This is a genomic window from Cyanobacterium sp. uoEpiScrs1 (assembly GCF_947331815.1).
Taxonomy (GTDB): Bacteria; Cyanobacteriota; Cyanobacteriia; order Cyanobacteriales; family Microcystaceae; genus Rippkaea.
This window is the reverse complement of record NZ_OX373462.1, coordinates 80,622-98,797: the sequence shown is the minus strand read 5'-3', so window position 1 is coordinate 98,797 and position 18,176 is coordinate 80,622. Positions and strand designations below refer to the sequence as shown.

Here is an 18,176-nt window from a genome sequence, read left to right as displayed (position 1 = left end):
AATATTAATTTTTGAAATTAATGTGAGATATCTTTTAGACTAGTATCTCAGAAGCTATCTACTGAAATATTAAATGGATTCTGAGTTATTGGCATTTATAAAAGAAGAGTGCCTATCAAAAATAGCTTGGCATTAAGTAATATTAATAACTAAACAAGCTTAAAATACTTAAAAAGTGTATTATGTTACATAAATTGATATTAAAAATATATGTTTACTTAACCTTGAGTGAGGCTAAATAAATGCACTGGATAATAAAAAAAACCTTTACTTTTCTATCAGTTTACTATGCTTATATGATAGAGTATCGCGCCGAGATATTTCTTTGGGTTTTATCAGGGGCATTACCTATTATATTAATGGGAGCTTGGATAGAAGCGGCTACTCAAAGTGAGTTTGAACTAAGTACAGTTGAATTTGCTCGTTATTTTTTTTGTATTTTTCAGGTGAGACAATTTACTAATGTTTGGGTGATTTGGGATTTTGAAAAGGAAATTTTAGAGGGCAGACTATCTTTTAAATTATTATATCCTCTTGATCCAGGCTGGCATCATGTAGCAAGACACATTACAGAAAAAATAACCAGATTACCTTTATTCATATTTTGTACTATTTTATTTTTTCTGTTGTATCCTAAAGCTTTTTGGATACCTGATTTATTTCATCTTCTGTTAGCCTGTTTAGTCACGGTTATTGCATTTGCCCTAAATTTTTTAATTCAATATACTTTCGCTATGTTTGCTTTCTGGACAGAAAGAGCCAGTGCCATCCAACAATTCTGGAGTCTAGCTTATATTTTCCTGTCAGGCATGACAGCTCCCCTAGATGTTTTTCCTGATGGAGTTCGTGAGATAGTTATGTGGACGCCTATTCCCTATACTGCTTATTTTCCAACAGCCTTATTAATAGCATTACCTGTAAATATTATTTATGGTTTATTGATTATGATAGGATGGTGTTTTATTTTTTTTATTGTTAATCGTTGGCTATGGCGGCGGGGAATTAAACAATATTCTGGAATGGGAGTCTGATTGAATAAGTTGTTAGTCTACCCCCGTTTCGCACCATCTACTAGTTCTGGATTTGTTTCTCTAAATTAACTCTAACCATTGAAATTTAATCACCAGTAGATAAGATATTTTCCTATATTCTAAGATACTGAATATCTACTTCAAATTTTAATATTCTCGAAGTGGAAATAATATTAAGGATCTAAGACAAATGTGGAATAAAAACAAGGTCATACGTTTTCCTAAAATTAAAAATTTATCTCTTTCATTAATTTTTTCTAAATTATCTTGCTTTACAGAGAGAAAAAAAAGTTTAAGTTATACTAAAAATACTAAGAAATTTAATCATAACATAATAACAATTATTATTGAAAATAGTAGTTCTGTAAAACTATCTTTAAAAGATAGTAAATATTGGAATGGACAGGCAGGAGTTTATCAAATACCACAGGATATTAATCCAGGAGAATTAGTTACCTTCGATATCAGAAAGAACTCTCTTCAAAAAAATCAAGGAATTGTAGTTTATCAAATAATGGATACTTATTGCCATGATTATTTACTAATAATAGGTTGGTCAGAGTTAAACAGTTTGAAGCTGCTAAATCACGCTTTTATTAAACTTATGCTAATTGAAGATTATCGACAAATAAACTTTGAAAAGATTCAAACCTGGATTGATGCTAGTGAAAGTAAGTCTTATTCAATTGTCAATAGGTATTCAGCTTGTGCTAAAGCGATCACAAAAGGAAGTCTTCCGCTATGGGTAAATTGTCTTTACTAAACTAAAAACTAATAGAATTTTCAAGACTTTTTCTAGTAGATATTAATAATTTAGTAATAATATTTGTTTTATAAAAGATATTACGATGTTCATAAGCCTATTGAAGGTTTAGCTTAGTAACTACCGATAGATATATATTCAATTAACGAGTGTCATATATTTAATAATTATTTATCATTCTTCCCCCAATCCTAATTCTAGTTTAAGTAATTGAATTGACTTATCTCCAATATAATTTTCAGAACAAATTACATGGGGAGGACGAATAATGTCATCTCTGATAGCTCGAATAGCTTGTTTAACAAGAGGATAACTAGCAGGATCACTGATAATTGTTTGGGCTGAACGAACTAATCTTCTAAGCTTAACGTTATCACTTGCCTGAGCTGAAATTAATAGTAAATCATCTCCTCGCAAGCTATGAATAAGAATTTCTGCCACAGTTAATATTCCTGAACTTATACTCACAATACCTAAACAGGTATCTAAAGGTAAGTCTTTAATAATAGCTAGTTCCTGACTATAATCATAAATATTTAAAGGAATAACTCTAATGGATAGTGGAGATGCAATAGATTCAGCTTCAGTAAAAAAATAGCGGCTTGTAACTACGGTTCCTGATTTAGTCTTCGCTAGAACCTTAGCCAATTCTTCGAGAGGCACTAACTGCACAGGAATCGCTAAAGCTTTTTCTAGTTCTTGTAATATCAACTCTCCTGCCCCTAAATCCTTAGTAGGAACTGTGACTAATACCTGCGCACTACAAAGCAAGCGCCAGTCAAGAGCTGCTAAAAACAACTCCTTGACTTGAGAAATTGTTAGCCCTTGCCACAACAACTCGTCAAGACTTTTTTGGACTAACTGACTAGCTTCAGGATATTGAACAAATAGAGGAGAACCAGAGAGTGTTTCCCTCTCATTCCCTTGAGTTTTAACGTAAATCCCTGATCCAGCAATGGATTCCACTAAGCCAGCTTCCTCTAATTGTTGATAGACTTTGCTAATCGTGTTGCGATGAAGTCCTGTGATAGTAGCTAATTGTCGTGTACTGGGCAAGCGATGACCAGGAGGGTATTGACGAGAAGCAATAGAAAAGCGAATCTGGTCAAATAATTGTTTAGAAGATGGGATATCACTATCAGACTGTATTTGAAATTGAAGCATGCCAACTGAGTCGAGGAAAGAGTCAATAAGACATATGGACTTAGAAGACGTTATTCTAACATGAATAGTTCCGCAAAAATATACTTGATAAAATAGAAAAACCGATACAATAAATGTATTAGAATTTTAAAAAAGAAAATAAGTTTGGATGATATATAAAAATGGATTGGCAATCTGCTTCCCTACAAGATAGAATTGGTATTCACTTCAGAAATAAAGATCTTCTTTTTGAGTCTCTGATTCATCCGTCTTATGCTCAAAATATTAACCAATCTGAAAATGATAATGAACGACTAGAATACTTAGGGGAAAAGATTTTAGGATTGATTATTACAAAATATCTTTATAATAACTGCCCCTATCTAGCAGTAAGCAAATTAATTACCCTACGTAATAAATTAGAGGAAGGAGAAAGATTAACTAACCTTTGGTTTAGATTAGGGTTAGGAGAAAGTTTTCCCCTTTTATCCGTAAAAGATGAACGACATCGCCTCCGTGTCAAACGAAATAATCCTTTTGAAAAAGCTTTCAAAGCATTAGTAGGAGCCATATATCTTGATCGTGGTTTCCTTCAGTCTTCTAAGTGGGTTGAAAAACAGTTAATAGCTCCATTATTAGCCCATCACTTAAAAACAATCAAAGACAGAGTAGACCCTGAAAGACAACTACAATTTTTTGGAGATGCTCTGTTTAAGGCAATAATCGCTGATTATTTATATCGACTTTTTCCCTATGTTAATCCCACTAAATTAAATAAAATTACCAAAGGGATGGTAGTTAAAGAACAACAAAAGAAATACATTGATAGATTTACTCCAGAAGACTGGAAAATTATTGATACTGAAAATGAAAAAATATCTAAAAAATCATTTACTAGTCTATTAGTAGCTATCTATTTTTACTTTGATAAGCAAAATAGTAAAATAAGCTTTCGAGAAATAGGAAGTTGGTGGGCTAATAAATGTATCAGTGAAGATAAAATTTGGCGTGAATTAATAACATTACTTACCAAAGATTGTATTCCTCAAAAATGGATTATTCGTAAAATAATGGGATATGAAAGTAAAGATTATGATAAAGGACGTGAACGTTTTCATAAACTAATGGAATCTTCAAAACATTGATAAACCAATAAAGACAGACAATATTTTTGAATAGAAAATACTTTAGACACTAAAATTATCTCTCAAACAAATGCTTATAATACTTCACCATGAAAGTTTTTATTACTTTTCATTAAGCATATTTTTGATGCTTTAAGTGAAATGTGTATTAATCTGTAATCTTTTTATTTTTTATTTTAGATAAAATTTGTCAGCCTAGATGTGTATTGTTAGTAGTCTTAAAAAGATAAGAGTTTACGATTAAACAGTGAAATTTTTAAAAAATAGTTTAAATTTAGTGTCAAAATAGATAAACTCAAAATAATCAACATCCAAATTAGAGGACAAATAAAATATAAAGTTACTATTTTTTACTCATACATAAGGCAACTCTAATTATTGTTAGTTAAAATTTTAGTTATTATCAGCGTATTAATAGAAATACAAAAATTGTAGATAGAGAGACAGTAACTTTACTTAATAAACAGCAATTATTTATCTCTAAAAAATCAGATACATTTTATTCTCACAAAGAATATTTAATAAATTAAATTATCATCTTTCGCAGATAGAGATATTATAATATAATGTAATTGTTTGGGTATAAATGCAATTAAGTTTTATCGAATTTCAACTTTATTGTCTGAATTACTACTACCATTTTTGAAAACCTAATATTGAAATAATAAAAAATGGGGTATTGTGTTTTCGTTTATTGTAAAAATATCACTACTAATAATTATGGATTTTATTCTAAATGATCTAATCTTTTTCTTGAATATTCAATAATGTCTTAAACTTAAGATTTCGACTTCATTAACCAATATTCGCTATTAATTTATTTGTAATGACTATTTTCAAACCTGCTGTTTATTTCATTGGTGCTGGGCCGGGTGATCCAGACTTGTTAACCATAAAAGCACATAAAATTATTACCCAAGCTGATGTTATTTTCTACGCAGACTCTCTAATTCCCGTGGAAATCCTACAAGATATTCGCCCTGATACTCAATTAATCCCTACAGGCGACAAAACTCTAGAAGAAATTATGATTTTAATTCAAGAACAATTAGAGAGTAAATATATTATTGTTCGTCTGCATTCTGGGGATTTAAGTATTTATAGTGCTATTCACGAGCAAATGCGTATTTTAGCAGAGAAGAATATTCCCTTTGAATTAATTCCTGGAATTAGTGCCTTTCAAGCAGCAGCCGCTAAGTTAGGAGCAGAATTGACTATTCCTGATTTAGTACAGACCATCATCTTAACTCGTATTAGTGGTTGTGCCTCATCAGTTCCAGAAGCTGAAGAATTAGCTAGTTTAGCCACTCATCAAGCTAGTTTATGTTTATACTTAGCTGCTCGTCACGTCGAAACAGCCCAGGAAAAATTACTAGACCATTATCCGCCTAACACACCTACAGCAGTGTGTTTTCGTATTGGGTGGCCAAATGAAAAAATTTGGTTGATTCCTCTAGAAAAAATGGCACAAGTTACGCGAGAAGAAAAGTTAATTAGAACAACCCTTTATCTGATTAGTCCAGCATTAAAATCTGGCTTTTCAAGTCGATCTCGTCTGTACCATCCTCAATATTCACACTTATTTCGTCCGTAAATCTAGAGGGGAATAGTATTAGAATGAAGGGTGCAATAAAAATATTTATAATCGTCGATAAAAAAGATTATTATGCAGGGTTTACTCAAACGCATCTGGCAGTGGATTCAAGAATTTTTTGAGAAGCTTTTTGGAAAACGATCATCCAACACCAGTATTGGGGGCAACTCGCAAGAGTCAAATCGTCCTCTGACAGATACGGATTACGAGTTTTTGTTTAACCAGTTGCTCGAAGGTATTGCCCACGGCTGGCACGAAGGGCGAGTTCTCAAATATTTTGAAGATTTAGGAATACGAGGGAAATCAAAACTTTGGGTAGCTTGGTTAGAACGCTTCGGGGACAAAGCGATAGCATCCTCAGCTCCTAATCTACAATTAGCTGCCAGAATGATGCGTTTAGGAGAATTAGGACAATCTTTTCGGGAAACTGAAATAATTGGTAAAAAATCTTATGAGATTGGCAAAAGAATTTATAATCAAGAAGCAAAAAGTGGAATTTGGGAATACGAGGGTCCTGATATTGATGAGCAAATCGTCTTAAAAGATAGTGTCCAAAATAACAGTACTCATTTTCAAACGGACTCTCCTAACGAAGTTACTCAAACCTTAACTATAGAAATAGAAGAACTGCGTGAACGTTTACAGCAAGACGCGACCTTAGCTCGGGAAATTGTCCCTCAAGCAAAGATAAAATCGGGTGAGCCTGAACAAATAGTTGATTATTTACTCAATTCGGTTCAAAGTGAAGCTATTAAACTGAAACAAGGGAAATACCCTCAAACAGAACAAGAATGGTTAAATCAAGGATTAAAACAAGCTAATCAAGGAGATTTAGAAGGGGCTATCATTAGTTGGGATAAAGCTTTAGAAATTAATCCTTCTCTCTTCCAAGGATGGCATAATCGCGGTAGCGCTCTGAGTGATTTAGGACGGCTACATGAAGCGATCGATAGTTTTGATCGGGCAATTTTTCTCGATGTCGACAATCTTGAAGCTTGGAACTCTAAAGGAGATGTCCTATACAAGCTAGAACAATGGGAAGAGGCAATCACTTGCTGGGATAAGGGGTTAAGACTGCAACCAAATTACTATCAAGGTTGGTATAATCGCGGCAGCGCTCTGAGCAAATTAGGTAAAATAGAAGAGGCTGTCATTAGTTATCGTAAAGCCTTAGAAATTGAACCTGGTTTCAGGCTTGCTCAATCTCGACTTAATGAGTTATCCGAGAGGAGTTGATACTTAAGACTTAAAATGTTTGTCAGAACAGGTTATGATGACTTAGGTTGAACCTTTCAACAGTTTAATTTACCTCACATGACTTTCCAACTACGTATTTATGTTCCCGATCATCCGTTGATTAAACATTGGTTAGGGGTTGCTCGTGATGCTAATACTCCGAATATTCTGTTTAAAACAGCAATGGCAGAGCTAGGACGTTGGTTGACTTACGAAGCGACTCGCCATTGGTTGCCCACCCTAGAAACTACAATAAGAACTCCCATTACTGACTCTCAAGCCACTTTTATTAACCCTCAAGTTCCCATGGCTGTTGTTCCCATTTTACGGGCAGGATTGGCTTTGTTAGATGGAGCACAGACCATTCTGCCCCTAGCTTCAACCTATCATTTAGGGTTAACTTACAACGAAGAAATCCTAGGCATCAGTTGTTATCTCAATAAATTACCTCAACAATTCCACCCCGAGACTAGAATTATTGTTCTAGAACCAATGTTGGCTACTGGGCAATCAATCACTCTTGCAATAGAGGAAATAACTAAACGGGGGGCGAATCCAGAGCTAATACGAATTATCTCTGTAGTGGCAGCTCCACCTGCGTTGCAAAAACTAAGTAAACAATATCCTAGTTTGAATGTTTATGCCGCTATTATTGATGAGGGAATTAATGACAAAGGATATATTGTTCCCGGGTTAGGAGATGCAGGCAATCGTGCTTTTGGCACTTAAGAATGATGAAGAGTTTATTTAACCCAATCTTTTCAGAGCTTGAACATTATAAAGGTTATATATTATGAGTCAACGAGATGGATTTACTGGTGGATTTTTAACGGGAATAATTGTTGGTGGTATTATCGGGGCGCTAGTGGGATCTCGCCTTGATAATAATTCTCAAGAAGATAGATCCTCTTTACTTAAATCGGCCAAGGATAATAAATTGGATACTGAAGCAAATATTGAAATGGCACGTCGTCGCCTAGAAAATAAGATAGCTCAACTTAATTTAGTTATTGATGATGTAAGAGAGCAATTTGGACAAGTTGAACAACAAGCCATTGAATCAGAAACGTCTCTTGAAGAGGGCTAATGATTCTCAGTCAAATTTATATCTTCTTGAGCTCAGGCTTAACAACCTGTATTTTCTTCAAAATTTATTCCCATTTAATTTTATGATAATTTCCTATCAGTTACTCAAATATTGAACTTTAATTAACAGTCTAAAAAAATTACCCCAGTGAAATATATAAGTAGTACTAAGATTTTTAGTCTAGATATCCTTTACCCGTAATATTTAATTCTTTTGAAATCTAAAGTAGTTTTAGGAAAACCCATATCTCATGTTTTATCTATGTTCCATACTTTTGCATTTAATAATGATTTTTAGTATATCAGTATCCATTTGGATATTAGATCCAGTTATTTAACTTGCATTATATATTAAAAGAATTTTAAATTTAATTGAGACTGTTAATATACTGCTTAAGTAAGCTTTATAAATAAAACTAATCAATTGTGTAATACAAGTGAATTAGACAAAAAATATTAATTAAATTAATATAGAATACCTAAAATTGGCTTATTATTGTTTGAAAATACTTTTGTTTCCTGAGTTAAATGGCAAATTAAAATTATATTTTTAGTAAAAAATACTTTTTAACATAAAAAAGATACACAAAAAATATATTGCACACATAACATTAAAGTTCAATGTATTCATAGCTAATTCATAGGACAAATAATTGTAAAAATATCTATATTCTATATAAACTTAAATATTTTTTAAATAGTTAAATAATTGAAGTGATTTTAGTTACTAAAATAAATATATTAATCACCTAATCATAGGAACTTTATAAGAATATTTTCTGATTAAAACTCAATATTAATAATCTTAATTATCTCAGTTAAGTAAATAAATAGTTTAGAGTTTAGTATCTAAAATACCAGATCAAAAAGTATTTCAGTTTATTTAAATTAAGCTTTTTTCTTCTCTATGAAGATGTTCCATTTTCATAGAGAAGAAAAATTTTTGTATTAACTAAGTAAAAATCGTATAATGGATGTCGTATTATTTATAAATGTAGATAAAATAATCATAGAATATTAAGACTTTATTCTTTTATAAGTCTTACTCAATTGATGGTCTAATTTTAATTCAATACACTTAACTTTATTCTCCATGAAATGCTTTTCAAATAAATTATCTCCTAAAATTATCAATTTAATAATTACTATTATAATTTTAAATACAGTAATTATTTATTTGTATCTTGTTAAATTTCAAGGAAATATTACAGGATTTTTTCGTATTGGTTCAATCTTAGAGCTGTCTCCTTTTCTTGACTCGGAAGCTACTAAAATTTATCAAGGAGAAATTGGATACGATGGACAACAATTTCTCAGCTTAGCCCTTGACCCGTTGCTGCAAAATTCGAAAACTATTGCCACTCTCGATCACCCAATTTATCGCTATCGCCGAATTTTATATCCTCTGATTAGTTATCTCTTCAGCTTTGGCAATCGGACTTTAGTCCCTTACATAATGATTGTCATTAATTATCTATCAATTATAGGTATTGTCTATATAACTAGCTTATATTTTAGATTAAATCAAGAGCAAAAATGGCAACCTTTATTAACGTTATGTATTCCTGGTATTTGGATGGTTATTTCTTTAGGTACTGCTGATTTACTCAGTAGTTTTTTACTAATCGCTTCATTTTATTGTTATCGTTACAATAAGCCGATTTGGACAGCGTGTACTATTTCTTTGGCATGTCTAACAAGAGAAACTTTACTATTGATTTGGTTAGCTATTTTGTTGACAAGTATATTTCAAAACAAAAAAGAACAAATCAAACCATTGCTATGGGCCTGGCTTCCTCCATTTTTATGGACAATTTATATCGGTTTTTTGAACTTGCCAGGTAAAGTTAGAGTAAAAGCCAATTTTGGTTATCCTTTTATAGGTATTTACAACAAATTAATGTCTCTGTTAATGAAAGGATTTCAAGGAGAAAATTTATTTGAAGCCTATTCATTTATTTTAATTATTATTGTTTTTGTGACTATATTTGTAATTAATGCACGTAATCACAAAGATAACCAGTTAATTCGACTAAGTACTATGCTATATAGTATGATGTTTGCAATGAGTAGCATGACTATACTAAATTATTATTTAGATTATTCACGGGTTTTTATAGACGTCTACTTATTATTATTATTAACCATCAATATTAAAAAACATCCTATTACATTAATTTTATTCTTTGCTTTGGGAGTAGGAAGTTTTTCTTTTTTATTTTTGCATTCTTAACGTTGATTTTTATTTTTATAAATTGACTATGAAATTTTTACATAATTTTTTTATTAACTGTTTTGTGCAAATAACAATACTTCTCAAATATTTTATATAGATCTAAATATAGATTTGTTATTACTTATAGTTTTAATTGAATTTAAGGTATACATTTATTTGTTGCCGAGTTTAATAAGCTATTTTCCTTAAAATTAGACTTTCGTAATTTAGATTCTATATTTTTTAAAATATTTAGTGTAATTACTGGATGCTTACTAAGCTATTAGTATTTAAATACTCTTTAATATCAATCAAGTATTTTGAAATATAAAATACGTGTTAATAATAGGTAATTATATTTTTATTATGTTCTCTAAAAGTTAAATCAATTTGCAATTGATTTAACTTTTAAACTTGGTATATTTAAATATAGTTTTTTTGGACTTGTTTTAGTTTTAGAGATAATTTTCTGGTTATAGTTTAATTTCGATAATTGCTAGCATTCTAATGCTCCTGGTACTCTTAAAGAGAGTACTGGTATTTAGCTTAGTTTTTTTTACTATTTTTTTATTTAACACTTCTTGAAATTAACTTTTTCAAAATGATTTATAAAGAGAATCTAAGTCTTAATGACTTAAGTAGGAGCTAGTTAGTGAAACTGGGATAAACTATTGAGAAAGCGATCTAGATTGCATCCCTTGCAGGGGTGCTCTCGGTGTTCGCTACTAGCTTAAATTTTAGCAATAATGTATACTCAATCAAGTGTGTGGGTGACTTCATCAACTGCTAACATCCTAACACCTACTGTAATCGCTCTTGGTAATTTTGATGGTCTCCACTTAGGACACAGAAGTGTTCTACAACCCATTTGTCTTCCTCCAACTGAAATAATTTCTTCTTATTCTACTGTTGTTACCTTTACTCCCCATCCTCAAGAATTCTTCACTGGACAAGCTCGGCAACTTCTTACTCCCCTATCTGAAAAAATACAACGGCTAGAAGATTTAGGAATACAGCAATTGGTTAGGTTACCCTTTGATCGACAATTGTCTGCCTTAAGTCCCCAGGAATTTGTAGTGCAGATATTAGTAAAACATCTCCAGGCTAAACAGATTAGTGTTGGAGAGGATTTTCGCTTTGGACATAAAAGAATTGGAAACACTAAAGATTTAAGTGAAATTGCAGCTTCTTTTGGTATTCCAGTTCATATTACTCCTTTAGAAACTTATTCAAGTCTACAAAAGCGTATTAGTAGTTCTCTCATTCGTCAATATCTTGCGGAAGGAAAGATAATAAAAGTAAAACAGATGTTGGGCTATTCTTATTCTTTGATAGGAATAGTGGTTAGAGGGCAACAATTGGGGAAAACTATTGGCTTTCCAACAGCTAACCTTAAGCTTCCTTCAGATAAATTATTACCTCGGCAGGGTGTATATGCAGTTCGAGTAAAAATAAACCGAGGTAAACGACTAAAAGGCGTAATGAATTTTGGTTGTCGCCCTACTGTCGCAGGAGAAACTCCTACAGTAGAAATTCACATCTTAGATTGGTCAGGAGATTTATATCAACAACTGTTAACGGTCGAATTAGAGGAATTCTTACGCCCTGAACAAAAGTTTGTTTCTCTTGGTAAACTCAAAGAGCAAATCGTTCAAGATTGTCGTATTGCCAGAGAAATCCTCTGTTAACACACATTGAATTTATCTACAAATTTAGAAAAGATATAAAGGACCCCTCGCATAAATTCCGACAACAGATACAATTGTTATATTAAGAAATAATCGCCAACTTTAAATATTCTGGTACAAAAATGCAAAGTAGCTTTTTCTTTGGCTTTAGTGTTAATTTATAAATACTTATTCATCTCACTGCTATCTAATTATCGAGATTAGTTTTTAGAGAAAAATAATTGTAAAGAGATTGCTAAGATCAGTTATGGTTAATCTATTGTGGCTTAGAGTAACTAATGTTTAAGACTTCTTGGTTATCTATCTTTTCTCGATTTAATTTGGTCTCTGTAGTTATTGTGTTGGCAATCTCTTTTTGGTCTATTAGTATCGGTTGGGGAATGACTTATGTTTTAAATAAATTCACCGGAAACGTTTCTGCTGCGATTGCTGCACCTCCTAATAATGATGTTTCTACACGAAACCATGTAGGGCAGGAGTTTTATATTAAGACTTGTGCAGCTTGTCATATCGCTTTACCTCCAGAGGTTCTACCTCGTGAAACTTGGAAGAAATTACTAGAAAATCCTAATAAACATTATGGTACTTCAGTTCCTAATTTAATTCGTCTGGGACAACTATTAATTTGGGATTATCTACAAACTTGTTCTCGTAGTTTATCGAGTAAGGATGAACCAATTCCTTTTTATGTGGAGCAGTCGCGTTATTTTAAGATTATTCATCCTCGAGTTAAGTTTCAGGAAACTGTTAGCAATAAAAATTGTATTATTTGCCACCCAGGAGTAGAGAATTTTGATTTTCGGACATTAACTCCAGAATGGAAAAACTCACCCTAGATAGTAACTTTTTTAGTTGTATTTAGTATTATAAATATAATTCTTGGTGCAATATTTAGTACACTAAAATCATCGTTGAAGAAGTAAAATATTTTTTAAAAAAATTAAAATGATGTTATTGTAGATATAGTTAAAATTAATATAAAGTTAAGTATACAACTATCCCAAACAATAATTATTAGTAGTTAATGCTACAATAAAAAGACAATGCTATTTACCTATTATCTACCTTGCCAATATATTTTATATCTATGACATAAAACTTCAACATATTAAGGATGTTTATAAGAATAGGATAAATTAGATAAGGACCATAAAGACTTAATAAATATTAGTAGTTAGACCATATTGCTCTGAATTAGATAGTTTTTAAAAATTATTCCTGATCTTAAAAGTTTATATTTCATCAATCTTTATTTATAAATAAAGATTGAAATTTAATAATTATATTACTTATCTATAATTTTGTTTATTTATTTTATGTATTTTAATTTTAATCTACTAAAACTACTACTTTTATTTAAGCTACTTTCAAATATTAGATTCAATCTTGTTGATTTACAGTCTCTTAACTAACAGCAGAAGGTTGACTTTTAGCAATAGGCAAGGTGAACCAAATCTGACATCCTTCTCCGGGAGAACTATCAACACCGATTTTACCTCCATGAGCTTCAATAATTTGACGACATTGATAAGAACCTAATCCAATTCCTGTCCTACGTCTATCGTGTAAACTACGGAGGTATAGTCTAAACATTTGAGCACACTGTTTCTCCTCCATTCCTACTCCGTTATCTATTAAGCAACAACGGATCATTCCATTACTAAATGTTGCCTTTAAGACTAAATTAATTCCGGGAGTATTATGTTTAAGAGCATTACTTAAAAGATGTCCAAAAACTTGACTTAACTGATTAGAATCCGCAAAAATAAATGGTAAGTTATCAGAAATTTCTAATATTAGAGTAGCTTTATTTTGACTTAAATAAGATTGCCAACCTTGACTTAAGTTAGCAACAACTTTCTTGAGAGAAATTGCTTGCAAATTCATATTTAAAGGAAACTCTTCAGCAAAATGGTCTTTAGAGAGGGCATTAATCAATGTTAATTGACGATTACTACTTTTAATCATTCTATCAAGGATACCATGGGAAATACTAAGATTTTCTCCTTGACGATTTTGGAGATTTTTTAATAACATTAACATGCCCATAATCGAGGTTCGCAAATCGTGGGAAACAGCTTGTAGAAATACTGCTTTCATGTCATATAACTTCTGCACCTCTTGAATCTTGTCTTGCAATTGATAAGTATGTTCCTGTACTTGTTCTTCTAAATTACTATTAAGTTTTTGCACTTTCTGATATAATTTAGCTTGACCCATAGCAATCATCATCTGGTCTGCTAATTGCTCTAACAATCGAACTTCTTCTTTTTGCCAGTGACGTCTTTGGGAACATTGATGGGCTACCAACAAACCTAAGGGTTGACCATCTACATGAAGGGGAACAATTAGTGCAGCTTTAATATGGTAACGTTGAGTATATTGTTCCATAGTTTCTGATAGATTAATAGAATCGATATCAGCAACCATGAAAGTTTGACCTCTGGTAAATAGAGATTGAATATCCGTAAGTAAATCATCCTTTACACTCCCTCTCAAAATACTTGAATAACGAGGAATCACTGACTCGGCAACTACATCGAGTCGTCCGTCATTGTGTAGAGTTGCAATAAATACCCGATCAGCATGAATTAATCTGCGAATTTCAGCGACAGTTGTCTTAAAAATCTGTTCCACCTCTAAAGACTGACGAATTCGCAGAGCGATCTCCGCTAATAGATGATCTCGTTCTACCGCATCTCGCAATTGTTTTTCAGCCCGTTGGCGCTCCGTGACAGCTACTGATAAGAGTAATGCTGTGGCACTGACTATGATAATAAAAATTTGCAGCAATAATATTGCTTGGAACAAGTTAGGACTTTGAATAACAAACGGACCAATTCCCTTAAGAGTTCCCGAAATTGCTAAAATAGCTACAAAAATATTGGCTAACACCGCTCCCCAAGTCTGAAAACGAAGAGCAGCCCAAACTACCATTGGAAAAGGCAAATACTCTAAATATTGAGCAGTAGTTAATCCTCCTCCTTGTACACTTGAAGAACTTCCTTGACAAATAAAAACTAACCAACTCAAGACCAACAATAGTCCTATACAAATGAATAATTCAAGAATGCGGGATTTATTCTGACGGCGTAAGATTCGGTGTCCATGAAATTTAATGCGTAACAATAAGGGAGCTGTTACTAAAATCCCGCTACAATCTCCCAACCACAATAACCACCAGCGTTGACCAAAATCGCCCCAAGAAAGGTCCCCAATAGCTAGTTGGACAAAGGTATTAATTGAAGCATTTATCAATGGAGCAATCATCGCCCCCAGGAGAATTAATTCTGTTACATCTTGAATCTTTGAGAGTTTAGAAGAAAATTGTCCGCATCGCAGTAATCTAACTGCAATAACTCCTGATAAGGTGCTACCAAGAGCAGAACTTAGAGCTACTCCATAATTTTCTCCAAAAAAAACCATTAGAATAGCATCTCCTAAAAAAATGCCGAGCCACATTTTTTCTCCATAGATTAACAATGCAGTTATGGCAATTCCTGCCGGGAGCCATAGAGGAGAAACCTCTGCTGCTATCCCCATCCATCGTAAACATAACCATCCTCCACTCCAGTAAGCGATCGCTACTAAAGCAAGTTTTACTAAATTTGAGCGAAAAGCACTCTTGGCTGAGGTCATAGAGACTTAATTTTCCTTGTAAAAACAGCTTAATCCGTCTATAATCTAAGTTATATAAAGAGTGCCTAATCCAATCTTCTTTTTACTTCCCCCACCTGGGTGAACTCGCGGTAAAACCAAGAAAATAGACAAAAAGCACCCCAAAGTATATTCTAAATTTTTTTAGTATAATTTATATCTTGATTTACAGAACAAGTTACATGAATTTTCCATAAATATCGGATAAGTCTAACATGCAAATTTTAATTGTAGAAGATGATCCTCTAATGCAGTTGGGGTTGGAACAAGCTTTAAGCGAATATCCTGATTTTGAGATTATTGGGCAAGCTGATGATGGTTATGTTGGAGTTCAACAAGCTTTGGAGCTACAACCTGATTTAGTGGTTATGGATATTGGACTGCCTCGTCTAGATGGCATTGCTGCAACGAAAAAAATCAAGGAAAAATCACCGCAAATTCATGTAGTGATTCTTACTTCTCATACGCTTCAAACTGAGGTCATTGCTGCTTTATCCAGTGGAGCTGATGCCTATTGCATTAAAGGAGCGAGTCTAGAACGACTATTAGCTGCTATTGAAGCAGCTAAGGATGGTGCAACTTATCTAGATCCTCAAATTGCTCGATTGGTATTAGATAATTTAAAACCACCTACTCCGGAATTCAACCAAAATATTGCTTTGCTTTCTGAGCGGGAATTAGAAGTTTTAAAGTTAATTGTTGAAGGAAAAAGCAATAATGAAATTGCTGAAGATCTTTATCTAAGTGCAAATACAATTAAAACCCATGTACGGGGTATAATGAATAAATTAGCGGTCGATGATAGAGTCCAAGCTGCTGTTGTTGCTTTGCGTTCTGGGCTAGTTTAAAATTATTTTACTAAAACTTTTTTAGAATAAAAGTAAAGTAAGTTAAGTTAGTATTATTTTTATTACGAATAATAGTACTAAGTTAATCATTTTATTTTTCTAACAAGTTTTCTGCAGAACTGCCTTTATATTTTTACATTATTTTACGGTCAATTGTTAACAACTAGACATAAACAAAACAGTGCCAAAGTTATCTTAAGCCTACTTCTCACAAGATATCCTTGACACTGTTCTAATTCAGTTTTTGTCGTGATTTTAACGCCCTTTATGATGGCCGACTATCTTACGATCCAATTTTTTTCCAGAGTTATTGCGGCGGGGTTTGGAATTGTCTTTACGATTCTTACTCTTAATAATTGGTTTAGATATCCCTGCCTCAGGGACTTCCCAGTCAGTTTTCATCCAATTAGGGCAATCTTTATCATAAACCATCTGTAAAGCTGCGGCAGCTATAGCCTGAGGGTCATATTCGTCACTAAGCTCTCGCACAATAGGTAAAAATGAAGCCATTCGCTCTCCTGCTAAGGAATCTTGGATCTGCTTTTGTAATCTTTCTAATCGCTTAGCTTCTACTTGAGAACGATTAGGAATACGGCACAATTCTAGTCGCTGTCGAATTCTCCGCTCAATTTGACGAACCATACGGCGGTCAATCGGTTCAATTAAGGATATTGCCGTTCCTGTTCTTCCTGCTCGACCTGTTCGCCCAATCCTATGAATATAGGTTTCTACATTATCTGGTAAATCGTAGTTAATAACATGGCTTAAATTCTCAACGTCCAACCCTCTGGCTGCGATATCTGTGGCAACAACGATCCTAATTTTACCATCTCGAAATCGATTAACTAATCGTTCTCGTTGAGACTGACTTAGATTACCGTGGTATTCGTCAACACTTTGTCCAGCTTCTTGTAACTTACTAGTAAGTTCGGAAGCAGTTTGTTTGGTTCGGACAAAAACAATGGCCGTCTCAGGAACTTCAATTTCCAAAATTGGTTGTAATGCCTTGAGTTTTGACCAACCACGAGGAACGCCATAAAGATGCTGTTCAATTTTATCAGGTGCGGCTTGAGGCTGTTCTACAGTGACTGTAACAGGAGACTTTAAGAACTGGTTCACTAATTCTCGGATTTCACGAGGCATAGTCGCTGAGAAACAAGCAGTGTTGCGTTGATCAGGGGTTTGTCTTAAAATTTTCTTCACATCATCGATAAAGCCCATGCTGAGCATTTCATCTGCTTCATCGAGAACAGCCCATTTTAGATTATCCAAAATCAGTTTTTGGCGCTCTAATAGGTCAATAACTCTCCCTGGGGTTCCAACAACAATTTGGACACCTCGTTGTAAGCTTCGAATTTGTCTTTCTATCGACTGGCCTCCATAAACAGTCAAAATATACAGTCGACGCTCGGTGGAAAAATCTTTAAGAGCGAGAGCAACCTGTTGGGCAAGTTCACGAGTGGGAGTTAGAATAAGTGCCTGTATGTTGGAATCGTTTGTATCAATCTGCTCCATAATGGGCAAGGAATAAGCTGCTGTTTTCCCTGTTCCCGTCTGGGATTGCCCTAGAATATCATGTCCTTCGAGAATTAAAGGAATCGCTTTAGATTGAATCTCTGTTGGACTCGTAAAACCTAGAGTTTCTAATTTATTAACACGGTTCTCAGAAAGTCCTAAACTATTAAAAGAAATGGTCATAAGAAATGTTAGTTGGTAACTTAACTGCAAGACTAATTTAGTACAAAATGATCAGTAAGCTCTCCCTAAGGA

14 protein-coding genes are annotated in these 18,176 nt (G+C 33.1%); 11 read left to right on the top strand and 3 right to left on the bottom strand.

Features of this window, described 5'->3' with window-relative positions; all coding sequences use genetic code 11:
• Nucleotides 1–242 precede the first annotated feature (242 nt).
• Both OXU93_RS00315 and OXU93_RS00310 read left to right on the top strand, forming a co-directional pair.
• Nucleotides 243–1,031 (top strand): ABC transporter permease, encoded by a 789-nt coding sequence (locus OXU93_RS00315; protein WP_267383851.1) that lies wholly within the window; start codon nt 243–245, stop codon nt 1,029–1,031.
• Between the two features lie 190 nt (nt 1,032–1,221).
• Nucleotides 1,222–1,794 carry a hypothetical protein gene (locus OXU93_RS00310; protein ID WP_267383850.1) on the top strand — a complete coding sequence of 191 codons (573 nt, stop codon included), beginning with the start codon at nt 1,222–1,224 and terminating at the stop codon, nt 1,792–1,794.
• Nucleotides 1,795–1,968: 174 nt separating this feature from the next.
• On the opposite strand, the gene OXU93_RS00305 is transcribed toward OXU93_RS00310, so the two are convergent.
• Entirely contained in the window at nt 1,969–2,958 is a 990-nt protein-coding gene (locus OXU93_RS00305) for a GntR family transcriptional regulator (protein ID WP_267383849.1), read from the bottom strand.
• A 161-nt stretch (nt 2,959–3,119) separates the two neighbouring features.
• Here OXU93_RS00305 and OXU93_RS00300 point away from each other — a divergent pair, with 161 nt between their 5' ends.
• From OXU93_RS00300 to OXU93_RS00265, 8 genes are all read left to right on the top strand, one after another.
• Entirely contained in the window at nt 3,120–4,082 is a 963-nt protein-coding gene (locus tag OXU93_RS00300; RefSeq protein ID WP_267383848.1) for a ribonuclease III domain-containing protein, read from the top strand.
• Nucleotides 4,083–4,908: 826 nt separating this feature from the next.
• Nucleotides 4,909–5,676, top strand: coding sequence for a precorrin-4 C(11)-methyltransferase (gene cobM / locus OXU93_RS00295; RefSeq protein WP_267383847.1), 768 nt, complete (start codon nt 4,909–4,911; stop codon nt 5,674–5,676).
• 72 nt (nt 5,677–5,748) lie between these two features.
• Nucleotides 5,749–6,912, top strand: coding sequence for a tetratricopeptide repeat protein (locus tag OXU93_RS00290; protein ID WP_267383846.1), 1,164 nt, complete (start codon nt 5,749–5,751; stop codon nt 6,910–6,912).
• Nucleotides 6,913–6,990: 78 nt separating this feature from the next.
• On the top strand, nt 6,991–7,641 hold the full coding sequence (gene upp / locus OXU93_RS00285; protein WP_267383845.1) for a uracil phosphoribosyltransferase: 651 nt from the start codon (nt 6,991–6,993) through the stop codon (nt 7,639–7,641).
• Between the two features lie 64 nt (nt 7,642–7,705).
• Nucleotides 7,706–7,999, top strand: coding sequence for a hypothetical protein (locus OXU93_RS00280; protein WP_267383844.1), 294 nt, complete (start codon nt 7,706–7,708; stop codon nt 7,997–7,999).
• Nucleotides 8,000–9,091: 1,092 nt separating this feature from the next.
• Nucleotides 9,092–10,231 (top strand): AZOBR_p60025 family cell surface glycopolymer formation protein, encoded by a 1,140-nt coding sequence (locus tag OXU93_RS00275; protein WP_267383843.1) that lies wholly within the window; start codon nt 9,092–9,094, stop codon nt 10,229–10,231.
• 746 nt (nt 10,232–10,977) lie between these two features.
• Nucleotides 10,978–11,901, top strand: coding sequence for a bifunctional riboflavin kinase/FAD synthetase (locus OXU93_RS00270; protein WP_267384881.1), 924 nt, complete (start codon nt 10,978–10,980; stop codon nt 11,899–11,901).
• Between the two features lie 278 nt (nt 11,902–12,179).
• A complete protein-coding gene (locus tag OXU93_RS00265) occupies nt 12,180–12,737 on the top strand; it encodes a cytochrome (RefSeq protein ID WP_267383842.1) in 558 nt (185 codons plus the stop codon).
• Between the two features lie 568 nt (nt 12,738–13,305).
• Here the strand turns inward: OXU93_RS00265 and OXU93_RS00260 are convergent.
• On the bottom strand, nt 13,306–15,540 hold the full coding sequence (locus OXU93_RS00260; protein ID WP_267383841.1) for an MASE1 domain-containing protein: 2,235 nt from the start codon (nt 15,538–15,540) through the stop codon (nt 13,306–13,308).
• A gap of 233 nt (nt 15,541–15,773) precedes the next feature.
• Here OXU93_RS00260 and OXU93_RS00255 point away from each other — a divergent pair, with 233 nt between their 5' ends.
• Nucleotides 15,774–16,406 carry a response regulator gene (locus OXU93_RS00255; protein WP_267383840.1) on the top strand — a complete coding sequence of 211 codons (633 nt, stop codon included), beginning with the start codon at nt 15,774–15,776 and terminating at the stop codon, nt 16,404–16,406.
• 255 nt (nt 16,407–16,661) lie between these two features.
• On the opposite strand, the gene OXU93_RS00250 is transcribed toward OXU93_RS00255, so the two are convergent.
• Nucleotides 16,662–18,104 (bottom strand): DEAD/DEAH box helicase, encoded by a 1,443-nt coding sequence (locus OXU93_RS00250; RefSeq protein ID WP_267383839.1) that lies wholly within the window; start codon nt 18,102–18,104, stop codon nt 16,662–16,664.
• Between the last annotated feature and the right edge of the window lie 72 nt (nt 18,105–18,176).

Coding starts and splice junctions, on each gene's coding strand:
- OXU93_RS00315 (WP_267383851.1), top strand. CDS start 243: ATGCACTGGATAATAAAAAAAACCTTTACTTTTCTATCAGTTTACTAT.
- OXU93_RS00310 (WP_267383850.1), top strand. CDS start 1,222: ATGTGGAATAAAAACAAGGTCATACGTTTTCCTAAAATTAAAAATTTA.
- OXU93_RS00305 (WP_267383849.1), bottom strand. CDS start 2,958: ATGCTTCAATTTCAAATACAGTCTGATAGTGATATCCCATCTTCTAAA.
- OXU93_RS00300 (WP_267383848.1), top strand. CDS start 3,120: ATGGATTGGCAATCTGCTTCCCTACAAGATAGAATTGGTATTCACTTC.
- cobM (WP_267383847.1), top strand. CDS start 4,909: ATGACTATTTTCAAACCTGCTGTTTATTTCATTGGTGCTGGGCCGGGT.
- OXU93_RS00290 (WP_267383846.1), top strand. CDS start 5,749: ATGCAGGGTTTACTCAAACGCATCTGGCAGTGGATTCAAGAATTTTTT.
- upp (WP_267383845.1), top strand. CDS start 6,991: ATGACTTTCCAACTACGTATTTATGTTCCCGATCATCCGTTGATTAAA.
- OXU93_RS00280 (WP_267383844.1), top strand. CDS start 7,706: ATGAGTCAACGAGATGGATTTACTGGTGGATTTTTAACGGGAATAATT.
- OXU93_RS00275 (WP_267383843.1), top strand. CDS start 9,092: ATGAAATGCTTTTCAAATAAATTATCTCCTAAAATTATCAATTTAATA.
- OXU93_RS00265 (WP_267383842.1), top strand. CDS start 12,180: ATGTTTAAGACTTCTTGGTTATCTATCTTTTCTCGATTTAATTTGGTC.
- OXU93_RS00260 (WP_267383841.1), bottom strand. CDS start 15,540: ATGACCTCAGCCAAGAGTGCTTTTCGCTCAAATTTAGTAAAACTTGCT.
- OXU93_RS00255 (WP_267383840.1), top strand. CDS start 15,774: ATGCAAATTTTAATTGTAGAAGATGATCCTCTAATGCAGTTGGGGTTG.
- OXU93_RS00250 (WP_267383839.1), bottom strand. CDS start 18,104: ATGACCATTTCTTTTAATAGTTTAGGACTTTCTGAGAACCGTGTTAAT.